The sequence below is a fragment of the Rhodanobacter sp. AS-Z3 genome (assembly GCF_029224025.1).
GTDB lineage: Bacteria > Pseudomonadota > Gammaproteobacteria > Xanthomonadales > Rhodanobacteraceae > Rhodanobacter.
Genome location: NZ_CP119392.1, coordinates 2,588,141 through 2,607,119, shown reverse-complemented (window position 1 = coordinate 2,607,119; position 18,979 = coordinate 2,588,141). Strand labels below are relative to the sequence as shown.

General features: G+C 59.3%; 24 protein-coding genes and 1 other RNA gene. 18 read left to right on the top strand and 7 right to left on the bottom strand.

What is annotated here, in order from left to right; genetic code table 11:
* Positions 1-334: 334 nt before the first annotated feature.
* Positions 335-1,333 carry an RluA family pseudouridine synthase gene (locus tag PY254_RS11555; protein WP_281012194.1) on the top strand — a complete coding sequence of 333 codons (999 nt, stop codon included), beginning with the start codon at positions 335-337 and terminating at the stop codon, positions 1,331-1,333.
* On the opposite strand, the gene PY254_RS11550 is transcribed toward PY254_RS11555, so the two are convergent.
* The gene (locus PY254_RS11550; protein WP_281012193.1) at positions 1,334-1,675 is read right to left on the bottom strand and encodes a 4a-hydroxytetrahydrobiopterin dehydratase; all 342 of its coding nucleotides are present in this window, start codon (positions 1,673-1,675) and stop codon (positions 1,334-1,336) included.
* 154 nt (positions 1,676-1,829) lie between these two features.
* Here PY254_RS11550 and PY254_RS11545 point away from each other — a divergent pair, with 154 nt between their 5' ends.
* The gene (locus PY254_RS11545) at positions 1,830-2,438 is read left to right on the top strand and encodes an NfuA family Fe-S biogenesis protein (protein WP_281012192.1); all 609 of its coding nucleotides are present in this window, start codon (positions 1,830-1,832) and stop codon (positions 2,436-2,438) included.
* A gap of 63 nt (positions 2,439-2,501) precedes the next feature.
* Here the strand turns inward: PY254_RS11545 and PY254_RS11540 are convergent, their stop codons facing one another.
* Both PY254_RS11540 and PY254_RS11535 read right to left on the bottom strand, forming a co-directional pair.
* Positions 2,502-2,855 carry a c-type cytochrome gene (locus PY254_RS11540; protein WP_281012191.1) on the bottom strand — a complete coding sequence of 118 codons (354 nt, stop codon included), beginning with the start codon at positions 2,853-2,855 and terminating at the stop codon, positions 2,502-2,504.
* An 18-nt stretch (positions 2,856-2,873) separates the two neighbouring features.
* Complete coding sequence (locus PY254_RS11535; protein WP_281012190.1) at positions 2,874-3,197, bottom strand: c-type cytochrome; 324 nt, start codon at positions 3,195-3,197, stop codon at positions 2,874-2,876.
* A gap of 200 nt (positions 3,198-3,397) precedes the next feature.
* Between PY254_RS11535 and ssrA the strand changes: the two genes are divergently transcribed.
* The 3 genes from ssrA to PY254_RS11520 all read left to right on the top strand — a co-directional run bounded on the left by ssrA (position 3,398) and on the right by PY254_RS11520 (position 5,594).
* Positions 3,398-3,752: a transfer-messenger RNA gene (ssrA, locus tag PY254_RS11530) on the top strand.
* Between the two features lie 163 nt (positions 3,753-3,915).
* Positions 3,916-5,115 carry a tyrosine-type recombinase/integrase gene (locus tag PY254_RS11525; protein WP_281012189.1) on the top strand — a complete coding sequence of 400 codons (1,200 nt, stop codon included), beginning with the start codon at positions 3,916-3,918 and terminating at the stop codon, positions 5,113-5,115.
* Between the two features lie 113 nt (positions 5,116-5,228).
* A complete protein-coding gene (locus PY254_RS11520) occupies positions 5,229-5,594 on the top strand; it encodes a hypothetical protein (protein WP_281012188.1) in 366 nt (121 codons plus the stop codon).
* A gap of 515 nt (positions 5,595-6,109) precedes the next feature.
* On the opposite strand, the gene PY254_RS11515 is transcribed toward PY254_RS11520, so the two are convergent.
* Positions 6,110-6,787 carry a DUF2971 domain-containing protein gene (locus PY254_RS11515; RefSeq protein WP_281012187.1) on the bottom strand — a complete coding sequence of 226 codons (678 nt, stop codon included), beginning with the start codon at positions 6,785-6,787 and terminating at the stop codon, positions 6,110-6,112.
* Between the two features lie 525 nt (positions 6,788-7,312).
* Here PY254_RS11515 and PY254_RS11510 point away from each other — a divergent pair.
* From PY254_RS11510 to PY254_RS11470, 9 genes are all read left to right on the top strand, one after another.
* Positions 7,313-8,230: a hypothetical protein gene (locus PY254_RS11510; protein ID WP_281012186.1), complete on the top strand. Its 918-nt coding sequence runs from the start codon at positions 7,313-7,315 to the stop codon at positions 8,228-8,230.
* Complete coding sequence (locus PY254_RS11505) at positions 8,227-8,619, top strand: hypothetical protein (RefSeq protein WP_281012185.1); 393 nt, start codon at positions 8,227-8,229, stop codon at positions 8,617-8,619. The genes PY254_RS11510 and PY254_RS11505 overlap by 4 nt, the downstream gene beginning before the upstream one ends.
* A 215-nt stretch (positions 8,620-8,834) precedes the next feature.
* Entirely contained in the window at positions 8,835-9,815 is a 981-nt protein-coding gene (locus PY254_RS11500) for an IS5 family transposase (RefSeq protein WP_281012184.1), read from the top strand.
* 147 nt (positions 9,816-9,962) lie between these two features.
* Positions 9,963-10,118, top strand: a complete 156-nt coding sequence (locus PY254_RS11495; RefSeq protein ID WP_281012183.1) for a helix-turn-helix transcriptional regulator — start codon at positions 9,963-9,965, stop codon at positions 10,116-10,118.
* Positions 10,118-10,318 carry a hypothetical protein gene (locus tag PY254_RS11490; protein ID WP_281012182.1) on the top strand — a complete coding sequence of 67 codons (201 nt, stop codon included), beginning with the start codon at positions 10,118-10,120 and terminating at the stop codon, positions 10,316-10,318. The genes PY254_RS11495 and PY254_RS11490 overlap by 1 nt, the downstream gene beginning before the upstream one ends.
* 194 nt (positions 10,319-10,512) lie before the next feature.
* Positions 10,513-10,905 carry a hypothetical protein gene (locus tag PY254_RS11485; RefSeq protein WP_281012181.1) on the top strand — a complete coding sequence of 131 codons (393 nt, stop codon included), beginning with the start codon at positions 10,513-10,515 and terminating at the stop codon, positions 10,903-10,905.
* Positions 10,902-11,822: a toprim domain-containing protein gene (locus PY254_RS11480; protein WP_281012180.1), complete on the top strand. Its 921-nt coding sequence runs from the start codon at positions 10,902-10,904 to the stop codon at positions 11,820-11,822. The genes PY254_RS11485 and PY254_RS11480 overlap by 4 nt, the downstream gene beginning before the upstream one ends.
* A complete protein-coding gene (locus PY254_RS11475; protein ID WP_345781838.1) occupies positions 11,806-13,389 on the top strand; it encodes a YfjI family protein in 1,584 nt (527 codons plus the stop codon). The genes PY254_RS11480 and PY254_RS11475 overlap by 17 nt, the downstream gene beginning before the upstream one ends.
* Positions 13,386-13,859: a hypothetical protein gene (locus tag PY254_RS11470; protein WP_281012179.1), complete on the top strand. Its 474-nt coding sequence runs from the start codon at positions 13,386-13,388 to the stop codon at positions 13,857-13,859. Before PY254_RS11475 ends, PY254_RS11470 begins: the two co-directional genes overlap by 4 nt.
* 147 nt (positions 13,860-14,006) lie before the next feature.
* Here the strand turns inward: PY254_RS11470 and smpB are convergent, their stop codons facing one another.
* Positions 14,007-14,498, bottom strand: a complete 492-nt coding sequence (smpB, locus tag PY254_RS11465; protein ID WP_281012178.1) for an SsrA-binding protein SmpB — start codon at positions 14,496-14,498, stop codon at positions 14,007-14,009.
* A 137-nt stretch (positions 14,499-14,635) separates the two neighbouring features.
* Between smpB and PY254_RS11460 the strand changes: the two genes are divergently transcribed.
* Both PY254_RS11460 and PY254_RS11455 read left to right on the top strand, forming a co-directional pair.
* The gene (locus tag PY254_RS11460) at positions 14,636-15,067 is read left to right on the top strand and encodes a type II toxin-antitoxin system RatA family toxin (RefSeq protein ID WP_281012177.1); all 432 of its coding nucleotides are present in this window, start codon (positions 14,636-14,638) and stop codon (positions 15,065-15,067) included.
* Positions 15,030-15,338 carry an RnfH family protein gene (locus PY254_RS11455; protein WP_281012176.1) on the top strand — a complete coding sequence of 103 codons (309 nt, stop codon included), beginning with the start codon at positions 15,030-15,032 and terminating at the stop codon, positions 15,336-15,338. The genes PY254_RS11460 and PY254_RS11455 overlap by 38 nt, the downstream gene beginning before the upstream one ends.
* A gap of 33 nt (positions 15,339-15,371) precedes the next feature.
* On the opposite strand, the gene bamE is transcribed toward PY254_RS11455, so the two are convergent.
* On the bottom strand, positions 15,372-15,830 hold the full coding sequence (bamE, locus tag PY254_RS11450) for an outer membrane protein assembly factor BamE (RefSeq protein ID WP_281012175.1): 459 nt from the start codon (positions 15,828-15,830) through the stop codon (positions 15,372-15,374).
* Between the two features lie 75 nt (positions 15,831-15,905).
* Between bamE and fur the strand changes: the two genes are divergently transcribed.
* Entirely contained in the window at positions 15,906-16,328 is a 423-nt protein-coding gene (gene fur, locus PY254_RS11445; protein ID WP_281012174.1) for a ferric iron uptake transcriptional regulator, read from the top strand.
* A gap of 299 nt (positions 16,329-16,627) precedes the next feature.
* On the opposite strand, the gene PY254_RS11440 is transcribed toward fur, so the two are convergent.
* The gene (locus PY254_RS11440; RefSeq protein ID WP_281012173.1) at positions 16,628-18,226 is read right to left on the bottom strand and encodes an MASE1 domain-containing sensor histidine kinase; all 1,599 of its coding nucleotides are present in this window, start codon (positions 18,224-18,226) and stop codon (positions 16,628-16,630) included.
* Between the two features lie 105 nt (positions 18,227-18,331).
* Here PY254_RS11440 and PY254_RS11435 point away from each other — a divergent pair, with 105 nt between their 5' ends.
* A complete protein-coding gene (locus PY254_RS11435) occupies positions 18,332-18,967 on the top strand; it encodes a response regulator transcription factor (RefSeq protein ID WP_281012172.1) in 636 nt (211 codons plus the stop codon).
* Positions 18,968-18,979: the final 12 nt, after the last annotated feature.

Genomic DNA, 18,979 nt, shown 5'->3' with positions numbered 1-18,979 from the left:
TGGTTATCCTCGGCTTGGCCGCGCGTCGCGTGCCCCGGTGGCGCCACTGTGGCGGCCTGCCGGGGATCGCGCCGCTGCGGTAAAGCGGCAAAAAAACCGGCACCGTTTCCGGCGTCGGGATGATTCGGTCTGCTGCACCTGCCGTTCCGAGGCCGCAATGGCATCGGACAAACAACGGCCCAAACCGTTACGATGAAAGGGAGTCGCAACCGGTCGCCGAAGGCAACTGGAGCAATCCTCGCCGACGTGACGGGGCTGGCACCCGACCCGATCCAGACTTCGATGGGCAGAATGTGGCGCTCGCGGAGTATCCTATTTCAGCAGGTTTTTTTCAATGCAAACGGCAACTTCCCCTGACGCACCTCACGGTGTACGTCAAGTCGAGATCGGTCCCGAACGGGACGGTCAGCGTATCGATAATGCGCTGATGACCCTGCTCAAGGGCGTGCCCAAGAGCATGATCTACCGGATTTTGCGGACTGGCCAGGTCCGTGTGAACGGCAAACGGGCCAAGCCGGACACGCGTCTCGCGGACGGTGACATGTTGCGTATTCCCCCTGTGCGAGTGGCTGAGCGCCCCGAGGGGCGTGCCCCCGCCAAAGGATTGGTGTCTTCCGTCGCCGATGCGGTGATCTTCGAAGACAAGCACTTCCTGGTTATCGACAAGCCCTCGGGCGTGGCCAGCCATGGTGGCAGTGGCGTCAGTCACGGCGCGATCGAGCTGTTGCGCGCCGCCCGGCCGCAGGAGCACCTGGAACTGGTACATAGACTGGATCGCGACACCAGTGGCGTGCTGGTGTTCGCCCGCACAAGGGCGGGGCTGACCGGATTGCAGGCGGCAATCCGCGCCGGCGAAGTCACCAAACAGTATCTGTGCATGATGCTCGGGCATCCGTCCAAGGCCAAGTTCGACGTCAACGCGCCCCTATTGAAGTCCGTGCTGCAAGGCGGCGAGCGCATGGTGCGGGTGGCCGACAACGGCAAGCCATCGCTGACTTTCTTCCGCGAGATGGAGCAATACCCCAGCGCACGCCTGATGCAGGCCACGCTGGGTACCGGCCGCACCCATCAGATCCGTGTGCATGCGGCACACATCGGCCATCCGCTGGCCGGCGACCCGAAGTACGGCGATCGCGAAATGAACAAGCGCTACCGTGAAATGGGCCTGGAACGGCTGTTCCTGCATGCCGCGCACATGAGCTTTGACCTGGACGGCCGTTCGTACAGTTTCTCCGCGCCGCTGCCTGATGACTTGAAGCTGTTTCTCGACACGCTGGCGGTCAAGGGCAAGCGCTTGGTCTATACCCGCGAGAAGTCACGCACCGACTTCTGATCAGTGGGCGAGCAAGGCTTCCACCCGGGCGGCGCAGATGAAGTCGTTCAGAGACAGTCCGCCCACGTCGTGGGTTGACCACAGCACCTGGCAGTGGCCATAACCGGCTTCCAGGTCCGGGTGATGGTCTTCGTGGTTGGCCATGTAGCCCAGCGCATTGATGAAGCCCAGCGTGTGATGGAAATCCTTGAACTTGAAGTCCTTCACGATGGCCTTGCCATCATTGGCGAGGTTCCAGCCGGGAAGCCGTTGCAGCAGTTCGGTGATGTCAGCGGGATTCAGCGCGTGCGCCTTGCCCTTGCACGGTTGGCAATGCTTGGTCGAAAGGTCGTTGGCGTTCATGGTGGTCTTCCTCGGCGTTCAGTGTCGCGAACGCGAAGGGTCGAAGTTGTGCGCGCAAAAGTCAAAGCACACAGAAAATCTGAAACAGGACTAAAATGGTGCTGTTTCGCCAGCGTGGCTGGCTGGCCTCGGAATAAGCGACATTGGAGCAGGCATGATTGATCTTTCGGAGCGCGCGCAGCAGCACTTTCTGCGCCTTCTTTCACAACAGGGCACGGACGGGCTGGGCATTCGCCTGCGAGTGACCTCGCCCGGCACGCCAGCGGCTAACTGCGAGTTGGAGTTCTGTGAACCAATCGACCTTGCCGGCGGCGAGTGGACGATCGAGTGCGCCGGTTTCGATTTCCATATCGATGGCGACAGCGCCCGCTGGCTGGATGGCGCCAGCATCGACTTTGAACCGAATGCGACCGGCGGCCAGCTCAACATTCGCGCACCGAAGATCAAGGGCGATGTTCCCGGCGCGGAGGCTGGTCTGATCGAGCGCGTGCGCTTTGTGCTGGAAGCCGAGGTCAATCCGAAACTGGCTTCGCACGGCGGTCGCGTCAGCCTGCTGGAAATTGACGCTGACGGCGTGGTGCTGCTTCAGTTCGGCGGCGGCTGCCATGGCTGCGGCATGGTCGACGTGACCTTGAAGCAGGGCGTCGAAAAGACCTTGCGTGAGCGCGTGCCGGAGATTACCGCGGTACGCGACGCAACGGATCATGCGGGCGGCGAGAAGCCCTATTACAGCAAGGCTGAGGGCAAGTCAGCGATTGCCTGATGCCTCTCTTCAGCAAAAAAAGGCCCGCATTGCGGGCCTTTTTTTAATCAGCAGGGGGAACGCTTACTTGTCCCCGCCGATGTGACCTTTCAGCGTATCGAGTTTGCTCGGCAGGCTGGAAAAGTAAGCCGAAACATCTTCGATGTCCTGGTCGGATAGCGTGGCGACCATACCCATCATGATCGGGTTGTTACGTCCGCCGTCCTTGTATTCGTGCAAGACGCGCTGCAGGTACAAGTTGTACTGACCGGCCAGACGCGGGTACTGCGGGTCAACGGAGTTGCCATCGGCGCCGTGACAGGCAAAGCAGGTTGCAGCCTTCTGCTTGCCGTTCTCGGCATTGCCGTTGGCCAGCAAGGTGGTGGAAGCGAACGCCATGACGGCGCCGACGGAAAGCAGGGTAAGCACACGATTCATGCGTGAAATCCTTGGCGACTACTTGGCGAGGCTGGAAAGGTAGGCAGCGATATTCTGGATATCCGCATCGGACAGGCTCTGAGCCTGTGCATCCATGGTGGGATGCTTGCGGTCGCCGGCCTGGTAACCATGCAACGCATTGACGATGTACTGCTCATTCTGGCCGGCGATTTTCGGCACCGGATACTGCGGATACGCGTTGGTATAGCCCGGCACGCCATGGCAGCCGGCGCAGGTGTAAACCAGCTTGCGGCCAGCGGCTTTGTCGCCTTCAGCGTGAGCGCTCGCGGTGGCGAACAGGGCAGAGGCCACAACCAGGCCAAGCAAATGCAATCGAGTCATCGAGGTCTTTCCCACGAGTGCGACGGATACGGAGTCAAGCAACCGGTGAAGTATAGACGTTGCATGAATGACCTAACAACACTCGACTTGACGATGATCAAGGTTTGCACAGCATGCATGGGTTAGGACTGCATCCAGCACAGGGCATTGGCGTTGTGATCGGCGCCCCCATATACTTGCAGCGTCAGATCGTTTTCCCCGGGGGTGTCCTGGCTTCGACGGGGGTAGTGAGATGACTTGGTGCATGCCGAGGGGGCAGCTTTCCTCGTAAATCCAGCAGCAAACTCATAGTTGCCAACGACGACAACTACGCTCTCGCCGCTTAAGGCGTAAGCCCCGAACCCACTTGTGCTCATGCTTGTCGGTGTAGGGTCATTATCATGAGATCGCCGAACGCTGCCGCCTGGCGGTTCTAGGCTAAATCAATCAGGCTGGTTCCGCGGTGCGTTTTGCACACCGTACTTGTCGCGGAACGAGATCGAACGGTGAGCTAAGCATGTAGATCTGGGCATTTAACGCCTTCGGACGCGGGTTCGACTCCCGCCACCTCCACCAATTGAAGTTGTAATGTAGTCCGATAAAGGCCGGTAACCCAAGCAGCAGCAAGGGTTCCGGCCTTTTTCTTGTGTAACGTAGTCCGATGCGATCCGTTGCAATCTACCGTCTGACAACGGTAGATTCGTCGGTAGCAGGCCATTCTGGCCTAGGTGCTACCGTCATGCCGCTTACCGACACCGCCATACGCAACGCAAAGCCTGGCGAGAAGCCAATCAAGATGACGGACGAGCGCGGCATGTATCTGCTGCTCAATCCGAACGGTTCGCGCTGGTGGCGTTTCGATTACCGTTTTGCAGGCAAGCGCAAGACGCTGAGCATGGGCGTCTATCCAGACACTGGCCTGAAGGCCGCACGCGACAATCGCGAAAAGGCACGCAAGCTGCTGGCTGCTGGCGTTGATCCAAGTGATCAACTCAAAGCGGAAAAAGCAGCAGGCAAGGAACGATCGGCGAACAGCTTCGAAGTCATCGCGCGCGAGTGGCATTCCAAGCAATCAGCCACCTGGGTGGATCTGCATGCCAGCCGGATCATGCTGCGAATGGAGAATGACATTTTCCCGTGGCTGGGTGGTCGCCCAATTGCTGAAGTTACCGCCAAGGAGCTACTGGCTACCGTCAATCGGATTGTTGACCGTGGCGCAGTCGAGTCGGCGCATCGCGTGCTGCAGAACTGTGGACAGGTGTTCCGCTACGCGATCGCAACTGGCCGAGCCGAGCGCAATCCTGGTGCTGATCTACGTGGCGCGTTACCGCCAGTGAAGCCAATCCATTTGGCTGCAATCATCGAACCGAACGCGATCGGCGGGCTGCTGCGCGCGATGGACAGCTATCAAGGTTCGTTCGTGACAAGGTGCGCTCTACGTCTGGCGCCGCTGCTGTTCGTTCGCCCTGGTGAGCTGAGGCAAGCCGAGTGGGTGGAGTTTGATCTGGACGCTGCGCAATGGAATCTGCCGGCCGAGAAAATGAAGATGCGCGAGCCACACCTGGTACCGCTTGCACCTCAAGCGGTGGCGATCCTGCGTGAGCTTCAATTGCTGACTGGAGGTGGTCGGTACCTGTTCCCTAGCCCGCGTAGTCCGCAGCGTCCCATGAGCAACAACGGGGTGTTGTCGGCATTGCGGCGCATGGGCTACGGCACCGGCGAGATGAGCGGGCACGGTTTCCGTGCTATGGCGCGCACTGTGTTGGATGAGGTGCTGCAGTTTCGGCCTGATTACATCGAGCATCAGCTGGCGCATGCGGTTAAAGACCCGAACGGCCGCGCCTACAACCGTACCGCTCACCTGGTTGAGCGTCGCAAGATGATGGCGGCATGGGCTGACTACTTGGATTCGTTGAAGGCTGGCAATCTCACGTCTTGACCAGCATCGACAACCAGTTGACCATCTGACTGAACGGCGATGGGGCGAGAATCCCTCGCAATAGACCAAGTTCGTATCAATTTGACATTAGCCGTTGTCCAGCAAGGATTCCTATGATCGAGACGATTGCGTCCGGGCTTGTTCTAGCGATGGTGTCCGGCTTGACCTTTATCGCGTACAAACATCCTGCGGGTTTTGGCCGGCTATTCTTCCCAATAGCGAACGTGATTTCGTCCGTGGCTATTGGGCTTTGCGCCAGGGCTCTATTAGAAATCGCGTTCGCTGCATCCATCATTTCCCATCTGGCAAAAGATTTCCCTACTAGGCCGATGTCTGATATTGCGCAGAATGCAAGCACGGTCGTCGACTCGCTGAAATCGTTTGGCTTTGTAGTGACCATTTATCTTGTTGTTATGGCTTACCTTTTCTTCCTTCGGCAGCTACCAAAAATTCTGGATAGCACTACGCCGGGCGCCTGACCTCCACTTACATCGCTTGCGTGAATTGTCGTAGCGATGGCGACCTGAAAAAGTGAGTATTTGAATATCCCCCTGCGAATCGCGCGAATCCTGCGAATCTGACTAGCGTTTCAGGGGGACGGCCTGGCCGGCGTGACAATCCGATGCCATCGGGAGTGGCAGGCTTGGCACAAGTACGATTGCGGCCAGCGTTCCGAATCGTCGCCAAATAATGAATAAGGCGCCCAGTGATGGCGTTCCGCGCCGAGTGTGCCGCAGACTTGGCATGGATGCAGCAGGTTTATGGCCTCAATCGGCTCCGCAATGATGCCGGCTTTTCTCACTTCCTCCACCCCTACGGATTGGCCGCGATAGCCGCAGTGACCGCATACGAATATGCAGGTGTTCTGTCCGCCTGCGTTCTTGCAGCTGCGCACTTCCCACTGCTGTTCGAACTCGCACTTGGGGCAGGGGTAGTCCGGCCAGTCAAATGGTTTTTGCATGGTTGTCGTGGCCAAGCCGGTTCGTTGAAAAGTTCATGCCGCGCCAACTAGCTGCCTAGGCTTGAACCTTAGGTCGCTCACTACTTTGAAACTTCGAAATGCGATGCGGGATTTTCTGACTGATAGTCGCGTGCCGGCCGGCAGGTTTTCTTGGAGATCGTCTGGGCTCAATTTGCATAGAGGGCCTAAAACAACACCTCGTAGAGATATCACATTGTTGAACGGCGAGAAATAAAGACCATTTTGTGGGCGATTGAGATGTCGGATGTTGTGGGAAATTCGTGCCTCGTCCTCATAGGCCCAGTCAATACCTTTTATCCCGAACATTGCGGCGCCTACGCCTAATCCATCCTCCCGGCGCATGTTTTCGTCCATGTCCTGGCGTGACATCGGTGTTCTTGTCTTTTGATACTTGACGTGAGTGATGCATTCATCCGCGACGTCGAGTTCAAGCGCGACACCCGTATGCTTCTCTGCGTAGTGGCTCCAAAGCAGGGTGTTGCTCCAGCTTTTACTGCAGCAAAGAAGCGCCATCTGCTTGGCGCACAGATCCTTGCCCTTTTGAAACACAGCGCGAACCTTCGCATCGGCTAAGTCAGGCGCGAACAACTCAAATGGATCGTTCAAGTTGTCATAGGTGGACAACTTGTACTGCTGATCCCGAATTGCGTTGAGGCCATATGTTGCGCTGGTGAAGTGAAACAGCCGCATGGTGCCCCTCCCCCGAGGTACGCGGCGGCGCAGTCGCCCGCCTGGATCATATTGCGTGGAAGGGGAATTCTAACTGACACGCTGATGATGGCGGCCGGTGCAGACGCACAGAAGGTACTCCTTCGACCCGTATGGGTGCGGGGGATTTATACACCGCAGATTTCCATATCTGAGTGACGCGGTAAACCCCATTTGCCGTTCACAAAATCCGTCAAAAGTGGCGAACGTCGCCTAAAAAGTTAAGTTTCGATCAGGTGGCCGCACCCCGTGGCCGAATACCTGTGCGTTGCCGTGCCGCCAAAGTCTGCCCCATTCGACACGCACTAAACCGGAAGTGGAAATTACCGCTGTGGGCGAATGCCTGCGGCGTCGGCAGACTTGGCTGAGTCCGACCAAGCACGAACAGGTTCTATAGCGGAAATTACCGCTGAGGACTTGGCCGGTTGAGACAGCGAAACTTGATCCGCACCCAACCAGAAAAGAAGGCAATCAAACACTATGTCCCAAGAATCAGCAGTTACGCATTTGGCCTCGATCGTATCCAGCGGCCGCCGCGCTATGGCCTACATGGAACACAACACGCCTGGCTTCGTCGAGCCGAGCCGGATCACCCCGAAGCCGGCCGTCGCTTCCGGTTCGCTTGATCTGCGAACGCTGTTCGTTCTGCCGCCGTCATCGCAGACCACCCAAACGATCACGCACAACAGCAGCCCGATTGTCCCGGTGGTGTCGAAGCTCATCCCCCTGGATGCCGCTCTGATTGAAAACAGCAAAGTCGCCAGCCTGGGCAGCTCAATCATCGTCGCTGCGCAGCGTGACATGGCTTCAACTGCGGCAGGCCCAGCCCTCTACCGCGACGCTGGTCGCTTTCGCACGCTGGAACCGGCTGCGTTCGGCCTGGTTGCGGATGGCGCACAAGCGGCGGCGGGTGCGATCCCGTGGCACGACGCGTCTATCTCCTGGCCGGATGCGCCGAGCATCGCATTCAATGTGACGCTGACCCGGCGCGAACTGAAAGACGTCGGCGGCGGCGATATGTTGGAAGCCAACCTGATGCAATCCATCATCACCGGCCTGGCTCGCGCTGCTGATGCATGCCTGTTGGCTGCGATCGTCGCGGCGGCGCCTTCGGTGTTCACCATTGCGGCGGCGGCAGCGCGAGGCCTGAGTTTTCCGCACTTGGGCGCCGTGATCGGCACCAACGGCGACGGCGCTGCAGTGGATTCCTACGGCGTACTGCGTGCACTTGGCGTGCCGGCTGAGCTGACGAACACCATCGCGAAAACCATCATCGGCGACTTCCACAAATCCGCCGTAGCGATTTTTCCTGAAGTGCAGGCGCACGTGACTCGACTTAATGCTGACGGCAGTCTGCAGGCGACCATCTTCGCCAACATGCTGCCGCTTTTGCCGTCCGCCGACGCGTTCTGGCTGGGGGCGTGAGCATGAGTGCACTTAGCCGTCTATTCCGCTCCAAGGCCAGTGTTCCGGTGGTTGCTGCGTCTGACGCTTTGCCCGGCGACGTGCTGGCCGCGATCGGCGCAGCACGCATCACCATTCGTGCGTTCGGCCCCCACACGAATAAAGACGACGACTGCCGGCCGATATTCGAAATCCCTGGCTTGCGGTCGATCAAGTTCGACACGGCCGAACTGGGCCGGATCGCTGGCGAGGCGTGGCCGTATTTGACCGCCTGCCAGTTGAAGCTCGCATGTGACTACGCGAACAACCTCTGCGTCATTGAGGCGCGCAGGATCGGCCACGCCTCCGTTGTCCATGAAAAGCCGCTCAAGTGGTTCGAGAAGCCGCAGCCCAGATATTGGGAGCGGTAACAGTGACCAAGAGTCACAACTGACGTCACGGGAGCCCGCTGCGCTCGTGGGCTCCCTTCACAAATCGAACAAATGGAAAACCAAACGCCATGACAAATCACTCATCACCTACGGCACTCCTGCGCTTCAGCCAGATTGTGCCGCACCTAGGGATGCTCTGATTTATTCCCCGTCTGCGGCATCATAGCCAGCAGTCCCCAGGAAGCCCATCGCCGATGAAGCAGCGTTCGTTCGCCTCGTTGAGTTTTGAAGTCAAGAAGAAGCCGACACGTCGTGAGCGGTTTCTGGGTGAGATGGACAAAGTCGTGCCGTGGGCCGACCTGCTGGCGCTGATCGAACCGAGCTATCCGACCTCCGGTCGTCGCGGTCGCCCGCCGATGGCGGCATCGACGATGCTGCGGATCCACTTCATGCAGCAGTGGTACGCACTGAGCGATCCAGCGATGGAAGATGCGTTGTACGAGATCGAGTCCATGCGCCGGTTTGCCGGGCTGGAGCTAAACGAGGACGCGATTCCGGACGAGTCGACGATTCTGAAGTTCCGTCGCTTCCTGGAGCAGCACGGCCTGGCGGTGAAGATCTTCGAAGCGGTCAATGCGCACCTGAGCGGCCAGGGCCTGTTGCTACGCCAGGGCACGATCGTGGATGCCACGATCATTCAGGCGCCGTCCTCGACCAAGAATGCGGACAAACAGCGTGACCCGGACATGCGCCAGACGAAGAAGGGCCAGCAGTGGTACTTCGGCATGAAAGCGCACATCGGGGTGGACGTGGAATCGGGGCTGGTGCATACGGTAACCACGACACCTGCCAACGTGGGCGACGTAACGGAAGTGGACAAGTTGCTGCACGGCCAAGAGAAGACGGTGCATGCCGATGCCGGCTACCAAGGCGCCGAGAAACGGGCACCCAAGCGCGGCCGCACGTGGCATATCGCGGCCAAACGCGGCAGCGTGAAGGCGATGCCCGAGGGCGATTTGAAGGATGCGGTCAAGCACACCGAGCACATGAAGGCCGCGGTTCGAGCCAAGGTGGAGCATCCGTTCCGGGTGGTGAAGCGGCAGTTCGGCTATCAGAAGGTGCGCTTCAAGGGCTTGCTCAAGAACACCGCTCAGATACTCACGCTGTTCGCGCTATCCAATCTGTGGATGGTGCGACGAACGTTGCTAGCGTCCGCAGGGGAGGTGCGCCTGTGAGGCGGGAAATCGAGGCGATTGGAGGTAACCCAGCACGGCGATGGCGGCGATATGCCTCACAATCTGCCTTTTGGTCGTAGTCAATCCATATTTTTAGCACGGCCGTCTGGACGGCCATTTTGAACTTAATTGATCAGAGCATCCCTAGTGCCGATATCGCGCAGCACCTTTTTTCAATACGTGAAAGACGGCAAGTTTCCGAAGCCAATCAAGCTAAGCCCGCGCATCACCGTCTGGCGTGCCGCAGACGTGAACGAATGGATGGCTAAACAGGGTCAGATAACCGCCAAGGCGGTGCACTGATGTACGGCCCTGAGTCCTTTTCCCCCGCAGCGCGCGTCGCGAAGATTCGGCACGACTTCCAGTTTCACGCGAAAAAATGCGGCGGTATCGCGCAGCAGATCGACGGCGATCTACCCGCCGCGCAGCTTGCCGAAATGCGCCAGCTTGCCGTTTACCTGGTTGCCGAATTGAACGCCATGTGTAGCCGGCCCGCGAAGTGACGGACGTGGTGCGTTCTGGTTCATGAATCAATGAGCCATTTTCATCGAATGAATCATTTATTCATTTGGTGCATTTAATACACGATTTATTAGTGTATTAAATGCACCATATAAACCACTTGAAAATAAGCTAATTGCGAGTGCAATATTTAATAGCCGAATCGGCTAATTAAACTCCAAAGGAGATTTACCCCGTGGATACCATTTCAAACGTTTTCCCCTTTGCCGCTGGCTGTTTAAACGCGCTCAACGCACGTCTTGCCCAGGTGCGGGCGATCATTTCACTCAACACGGCGCGCGACGTCTACGACGAAAACACCAGCTCCTGCGTCACGGCGTATGCCGCAGCTGCGGAAATCATCGGCGCGACTGTGACGGCGATCACCTTCGAATTCAGCGAGCTGATCGAGCCGGAAGTGGCGGCAGAAACAAATGGCTTTCTGACGAAATCTAAGGCGCTGATCGAGCTGGCGGCTTCCAGTGTGGACGATGACGAAGCCGGCGACGCGCGCGAATTGGTAGTGGCGGCGGCCGGTGACTTAATTCGTCTGGCAATGGAGCGCCTGGAAGTGGAGGCGCACGCATGAGCCACGACCTAAAAAGCGACGTCATCGCTGCAATGGCCCGTGTGGGCGTCAATATCGCGGAGCCGGATCAGTTGCGCATGACTGGCGTGCTGTGCAGGTTCGCCACTTCTGACAATGATCGTCACGGCCGGAAGCGCAACGGCTGGGCGGTGATATTCGCAGACGGCGAGCGGCCAGTGGTGACGGCAGGCGACTGGGCTAAAAACATCTCCGAGAAAATTCTACTCGGCGGAACGGACGCGGCCAATCCCGCCGAACGCGAGCGCCAGCGCATCGCCATCGAGCAAGCCAAAGCGGCGCGTTCTGCTGAAATTCGAAAACGCCAAGCTGACGCGATGCAATGCGCTAACAGTCAGTGGAACGCGGCTGAGCCGGCGTCGGAGTTCCATCCGTACCTCATGAAAAAGCAGATTAAGGCTACAGGTCTGCGTGAGAGTCGCGGAAAAATTCTGGTGCCGATGCGCGACAGCACGGGGCATATTCGCAACTTGCAGCGCATCAGGGCCGACGGGCAGAAACGTTTTTTGCCTGGGGGCCGAACGCCTGGTCTATACGCATCCTTCGGTTGCATGGTTGACCATGTTCTTATCGCTGAAGGGTATGCGACGGCCGCCACTCTTTACGAAAAAACGGGCCTTGCCACTGTAGCGGCGTTTTCAGCGGGCAACCTCCTGGCTGTTGCACAAATCATGCGCAAAAAATTCCCATCTGCTCGCATCACGATGGCGGCGGACAACGACGAAGGACGGCCAGACGGTAGAAACGTCGGTGTCATGGCTGCCACGGCTGCCGCTGCTGCGGTGGGCGGTTATCTCCTTATTCCGCCCGTCGCTGGTGACTGGAACGACTTTTTTACCGCTAAGCGCGGTTCCTTCGAGCAATTCGAGGCCTCAAACCCCCATGCATCAATCCATTAACAGCAGCACCGGGCGAGCCGGCAACGCATTGCCGCCCGATCTTCTAAATTTGCCATCCGAGCCACTGACCATTTCGGAAATGCTCAATTCGGCGCCGCTAGTTGAACGCCAAGGCGATTCGTTCCTGAGTTCACCGGAGCCACTACGGCGGCCGCTGTTGCCGTCGCTGGAATACCCTTTGGATGCACTCGGCTCCCTGCTGGGTGACGCAGCAAAGCGCATCCACGCGGTTGTGCAGGCGCCCGCCGGCTTATGCGGCCAGTCCGTGCTGGCTGCGGCCTCACTGGCCGTGCAAGCGCATGCGGATGTGTCGATATCCGGCAGCATCGAGCCGCTATCGCTGTGGCACGTCACCATCGGCGCATCTGGCGAACGCAAGAGCGCGGCGGACAATTGGGCATTGCGCGCGCATGTTGCGGTGGAGCGAGAGCAAACCGAAGCATGGCGGCATACGCTGGCGGCTCATGAAATTGACATGAGCGCGCACAAGGCAGCGACAAGATCGGCCGAGCGGAAGAAAGACGCGGCCGCGATCCGAAACGCCTTGCATGACCTGGGGGTGCCGCCGGACGCACCGTTGCAACCGCTGCTGTTACTGAGCGAGCCGACGATGGAAGGGCTGCACAAGGCGTATCAGCACGGGATGCCAAGCATCGGCCTGTTCAACGACGACGCGGGCGACTTTCTCGGCGGCCATGCGATGAACAAGGACAACCGCACGAAATCAGCGGCGAGCTTTTCCAAGCTGTGGGACAGCGGCCGTTTTGACCGCGTGCGCGCTGGCGACGGTGCCGCGAAGTATTACGGCCGCCGGCTGGCAATGCATCTGATGGTGCAACCTGTCGTTGCCGAGTCGGTGCTGTCCGATGACGTTTTGACCGGGCAAGGATTCCTTGCGCGTTGCCTGATGGCTTGGCCGGAAACCACCATCGGCACCCGCGAATATGTCGACGTTGATCTGAACGACGACCTTGACTTGGCACGGTACTGGCGGTGCATGCGCGATCTGCTGGAAGCTGCCCCACCGCTGCGCCAGGGAACGCGCAACGAACTGGAACCTCGCGTCCTGTCCATCGACCCTGGCGCTATGGCCTACTGGATCGACGTAAAGAACGCGATCGAGCGGGCTATGCTGGGCGACTATGCGGGCATCCACGCGTGGGCCAGCAAGGGCGGCTCACAGGTGGCGCGCATCGCAGCCGTGCTTACCCTAGTGGACAACCCGGACGCGGGCGTTATTCGGCGCGAGGCAATCGAGCGAGCGGCGGCGCTTGTGATGTATCACCTGGACGAAGCCGCGCGCATCGTGGGCACATCAAGCGTACCGACCAAGATCAAGCATGCGGAAATGCTGCGTGCCTGGTGCTGGGGGACTGGGCGCGAATATCTGTTTTCGAGTGACGCGCTGCGAAATGGGCCGAGCGCTATCCGTACGCCGGCCGCTCTGACCGCTGCGGCTGGCTGCCTTGAGGCGGCCGGCTGGGTCGAATTCATACCCGGCGGCGCGCAACTGGACGGCAAACACCGGGCGAAAGTCTGGCGCATCCGTCCGAAGTGTGACGAATGAACGTGCTGGCCCAGCTGCAAGAGCGCTCTAAATCCTCTGCGAATCCTGCGAACCGCGCGAATCTGGCACCCGTAACCGCCGTGGATTCGCACGATTCGCGTGATTCGCAAGGGGAGATTCCGTTACGCGATTTTTTGTCGCTGCGACGGCTGCGCATGCGGCTGTTGTATCTGTCTGAAGATTTTCATCTTGAAGCGGTGCATGTTCACCGCCTGCCCGATGAGGATGTGCAGGCGTGCGCCGGCCTGGGTGATGCGGAGCTGGTGGCCTACCTGTTGAGGCTGACTGATGATGCCGAACAGAAGGCGCGCGCTCCAATCACAACGCCTATCTTGGCGTGCGGTGACTGCAGGCACTTCACCCCTGACCACACTAACCCGTTAACCGGATTGGGCTACTGCAGCGCAGGGAAGGGCGCGTACTACCCCATGAAGCGACACCGTTGTCCGATAGCATCCGCTATCCACTGACGGTAACTCTGACGGTAGGCGATTTAGTAAAGTTCTAAAAACCTTTGCATTGCAAGGCTTCCCGGCGACAGTTCAATAGACGCCACCCCCCAATAAAAAACCCCCGAGCGATCGGGGGTTTCCTTTTGTGCCCTTGTCGCAATCGACTCAGGCGGCGCGATTGTGCGAACGCATGGTGCGCTGCTTTTCGATTTGCCAGTCGCGCTGCTTTTCGGTGTCGCGCTTGTCGTGTTCCTGCTTGCCACGGGCAAGGCCGATTTCAACTTTCACCTTGTTGCCTTTCCAATACATCGCGGTCGGCACCAGGGTGTGACCCTTCCGCTCGACGGCGCCGACCAGTTGATCGATTTCCTTGCGATGCAGGAGCAACTTGCGGGTGCGCCGATCTTCCGCGATGACATGCGTAGAGGCGCTAATGAGCGGCGGGATGGACGTGCCTACCAGAAACACTTCATTCTTCAGCACGACCGCATAGCTGTCGCCGAAATTGATGCGCCCCGCACGCAGTGCCTTCAGTTCCCAGCCCTGCAGGGCGACGCCGGCTTCGAAGCGTTCGTCGATGTGATACTCGAAACGGGCACGCTTGTTCAGCGCGATCGTGCCGCCGCTTTTTTTGTCCTTGTCCTTCGCTTTCGCCATGTCCGCTAAACTCGGGCGCGTCGCCCTTTGGTCGGCCCAGTTCCTTCAGGAACGGACGCATTGAAAATGTGCAGCCACGGATGGCTGTTCTTGATTCTCGCATTCATGGATGAACGCAAAGACCATCGAGGGTTGCCGTGATCGAAATTCGTCGCAGTGCGCTGGTGAAATACTCGCCGACGCAGATGTTCAACCTGGTCAATGAGGTTGAAGCATACCCAAAGCGCTTCTCCTGGTGTGCCGGCGCCGAAGTTCTGGAGCGTGCAGAGAATGTGCTGGTTGCGCGGCTGGATCTCAAATTTGCGGGTTTTCGGCAAAGTTTCACGACGCGCAACACGATCGACCCGCCACGCAGCCTGCGCATGGATCTGGTGGATGGCCCTTTCCGCACGCTTGAGGGCGTTTGGGACTTCATCGCCCTGGGTGAGGCGGGATGCAAAATCGCCTTCGCGCTGGACTTCGATTACGCCGGTCGGTTAGGCGGCAGCGCATTGAAACTGGGCTTCCAGGGCCTGGCCGGACGCATGGTCGATGACTTCTGCCATGAGGCCGAGCGGGTTTATGGCTGAGCGCATGATTCACGTGGAAGTCGTCTGCGCCGAAGCCTCTCAGGCGATCTGTCGGCATGTCGAGGTTGCTGAAGGCAGCACGGCGATTCAGGCAATCGAGGCATCAGGTATTCTTGATAGCCTCCCGGACGGCGCGTTCGACCCTGCGCTGCTAGGCATCTTTTCATGCAAGGTCACCGCAGATCACCTGCTGCGCGAGGGCGATCGCGTCGAAATCTATCGACGCCTGCTGCTTGACCCCATGGAAGCTCGCCGCCGCCGCGCCCGTTGAACCGGGCGCGGGTGCACTGAACCATCAGCGCAATCAGTGGCCGTCGTTGCCGCCTTGCCCGAAGCCACCGTCGTTCTTCTTGTCGTTTGGCGAGGTGCTCTTGTCGCCTTCGGTCTCGTTGGCGGGGTATCCGGCGTTGTACTTCTTGCTGTCCTTGACCAGTTGCTGGGCATCCTGCGCAAAGAAGTCACCTTCGGTACGTACCAGGGTGTCGTTGTTGAAAGTCAGGGTGAATGTACGCACTTTCATCGCGCCGCCGCGACGCGAGTAGGTCGATACATAGTCCCAACGACTCTGCTCGAACGGCGAGCTGACGGAGGGCGTGCCCATCAATACCAGCACCTGATGCTTGGTCATGCCGGGCTTGAGCTGATCCACCGTTTTCTTGTCCAGCAGGTTGCCTTGCTGCACGTCGGGTTTGTAGACGATTTGGCAGCCGGCGACAGTAAGCGCCAGCATGGCCAAAACCAGCAGGGAAATCAGCTTTTGCATGCTTGTTGCGTCCGGATCGTAAAGGTGTCGGATGATACACTACCGGCTCAAGATCGCCGTGTGCGGGAGTAGGGCATGGAACAGGAAACCAGAGAGCTGCGCCGGGTTGGCCTCAAAGTGACACACCCGCGCATGCGCATCCTGCAAATCTTCGATGAAGACGGGGTGCAGCATCTCAGTGCCGAAGATGTTTACAAGAAACTGCTGGCCCATCAGGAAGACATCGGCCTGGCCACGGTATATCGCGTGCTGACCCAGTTCGAGGCAGCGGGCATCATCGTCAAGCATAATTTCGAAGGTGGCCAGGCTGTCTACGAACTCGATCGCGGCAAACACCACGACCACATGATTGATGTGGACAGCGGAAAGGTCATCGAGTTCGTCAGCGAGGAAATCGAGCGCTTGCAGCATGAAATTGCGGCCAAGCATGGATACGTGATCGAGGATCACAACCTGGTGCTTTACGTCAGACCGAAACAGCGCCCGCATAAAGGCTGATCCAACGCGCCTGGCGAGATCGGCATTGCGGTTTCGCGAAAGGGGTTATTGCAGGCATAAAAAAGCCGCGAGGTGGACTCCTGTCCGCCCGCGGCTGCTCCCCTACCTGGCGATCGGCAAGGCGAATAGATCACGCTTGCCTCATCACTCCGCCAGGTAGCGGCAAAACGGCATCCTGCCGTTGTTTCAGAGCCACCGTCCCCACGGCAACCCTGATCCACCATCTTGCGATGGCGGCTCCCCCACATCGATGCACCGATCGTAACGAGACCTTCACGTTTCCGGTATCGGAAAAATTCCTAGGTCGAACGCCTTCCATCGGTGAAAGTCGTGCTGCCGCGCAGCAAAATGTGCAGGTGCACGCCCGCCGTCGCCGGACGCAGGCGAAAGTGGCCACCCAGCGAGGTAACCCGGTCACGCATGCCTTGCAGTCCACGTCCACCCCGTGGCAAACGGCTGGGCAGGCCAGTGCCATCGTCACGCAGGTCCAGCAGGGCTATGGCGGTGCCCTGACGCTCGCCAATGCGCAGGCGGATCCGGAATTCACTGGCCTTGGCATGCTTGACCGCATTCGTGGCGCTTTCCTGTACCAGCCGATAGATCGCGGTGCGCGTGTCGTCGTCCAGCAGGCGCGGATCACCGTGCAATTGCGTGTAATAAGCCATCCCGGCCGCGTTCAGCAAATCGCGGATGGGGCCTTCGTCGAGCGCGCGCAACAGACCGAATTCATCCAGCACCGCAGGGCGCAAATCATCCAGCAGTCGGTGCAGGGCACGACGCATGTGGGCGAGGATGGTATTGATCGAGGCGCTGATGTCTTCCATGCCAGCCTGGTGCAGTCGTGCCTGAGCGAGCTTCACGTGGGTCTGGATGGCCGTGATGTTCTGGCCCAGCTCATCGTGAAGCTCGGCAGCGAGATGGCGACGCTGGTTCTCGTCTGCCTGCAGGTTGCCACGGGCGGCATCACGCAACTGATGGGCAAGTTGGTCGAGTCGTCGATTGACAGCGCCCAGATAGACATTTTGCTCGGCCACCTTGGCGCTGCTGCGGCGCAGGGCATCGGTAGCCGAACCGAGCATCAACGCACCAGTGCCAGCCACGGCAAGAAACAGATAGGCCGCTGCCGCCGTCGGCGCATGCCCCAGATGCCGATCCACCAAGGTCATCCCCAGGCTGGTGATCAGCATGGCCAGACTGGCGCCACGCCAGCCGTGGCGGAATGCAAAAAACAGCACCGGCGCCAACGAAAGCACCCGCGCAAACTGCGGCTGCGGCGCAGCCTGCTCGGACAACACCAGCAAAATCATCATCGACGGCAGCATGACCAGCAGGCCGTCCATGATCAGACTTGCCAAGGCGCGCTGATCGATGCGTGTGCGCAGCAGCATGATCATCAACGGCACAATCAGCAGAATGCCCAGATATTGGCTGAGCAGCTCTTCGCCAAGCACACGCACTACCAGCTCCGGTGATCCCGGCGTGCTGACCAGGGCTAGCAGGGCAGCATCGACTGCTGTGGTGGCGGCAACCACCAGCACCACCGAAAGCAGCAGGCGCGTCACTTCCTGCGGGCTTTGCAAGCTGGCATGCAGGTTGAATCGTCGCAACAGCCAGAGCCCTGCGGCCATCACCAACGGTTTGGGCAGGGTGTCGATGACAAAGCCAAGCCAGCCCTTCGGCATGCCTTCAACGAACGCCATGCCGGTACTGGTTGCCAGCTCGGCGCCCAGCAGCCAGCCCCAGTAGCGCACGGGGGTGAGCAGCAAAGCACCAAAACGCAAGCCGTACGGCAGCATCCAGTAAGGCTGGACGGTCGACCACAGGAGTAACCAGAGCAACAAGTAGCCCGCAGCAATCAGCGGGCCGGAGTCGGGCAGGCGGAGGGAATTTCGGCGCATGCCGGGATGTTACATGCGTGCCGCTCGCCGGTCTTCAGGACCTCGGCCACGCTCGTGTTACCGAACGATCGACAGATGGGGTGCCTGTCTGTGTAAAGTATGCGGATGTACAGCATCGTTCTTGTTGATGACCACGCCATCGTTCGCGAAGGCTTCAAGCGGCTGATCGAGATGGAGCCTGATCTCGAAGTGGTCGCCGAATGTCGTAGTGCGGATGACGCGGTCGAGGCGGTCGGCCATTGGCGTCCTGACCTGGTTGCACTTGACCTGTCCCTGCCTGACGGCAGTGGGCTGCCGCTGATCGAGCATCTGCTCAGCGTCCACCCGCAGGCCCGTATCGTGGTGTTGAGCATGCACGATGGCGAGCCGTATGTTTCCGAAGCCCTTCGGCGAGGCGCCAGCGGCTACGTCACCAAGGGGGTTGCCCCGGAAGAGCTGGTAGCCGGCCTGCGTGCGGTGATGCAGGGCGAATGTTTTCTGAGCTCGGACTTGCGTCAGCGTCGGGCAGAACGGCCAAATGCCGCGCTGGACCCGGTCAATCGCCTGACCTCGCGTGAGCGCGAGGTATTCCTGCTGCTGGCTGGCGGGCTGACTCCGAAACAGGTAGCCGCCGAGCTTGGGATCGGCCAGAAAACGGTCTATATCCATCGCGCCAGCCTGATGGGCAAGCTTGGCGCGGGATCGGAGCTTGATCTTTATCGGATGGCTACCGAACGCGGACTGTTGCCCACCACCGGCTGACTCTGTGATAGC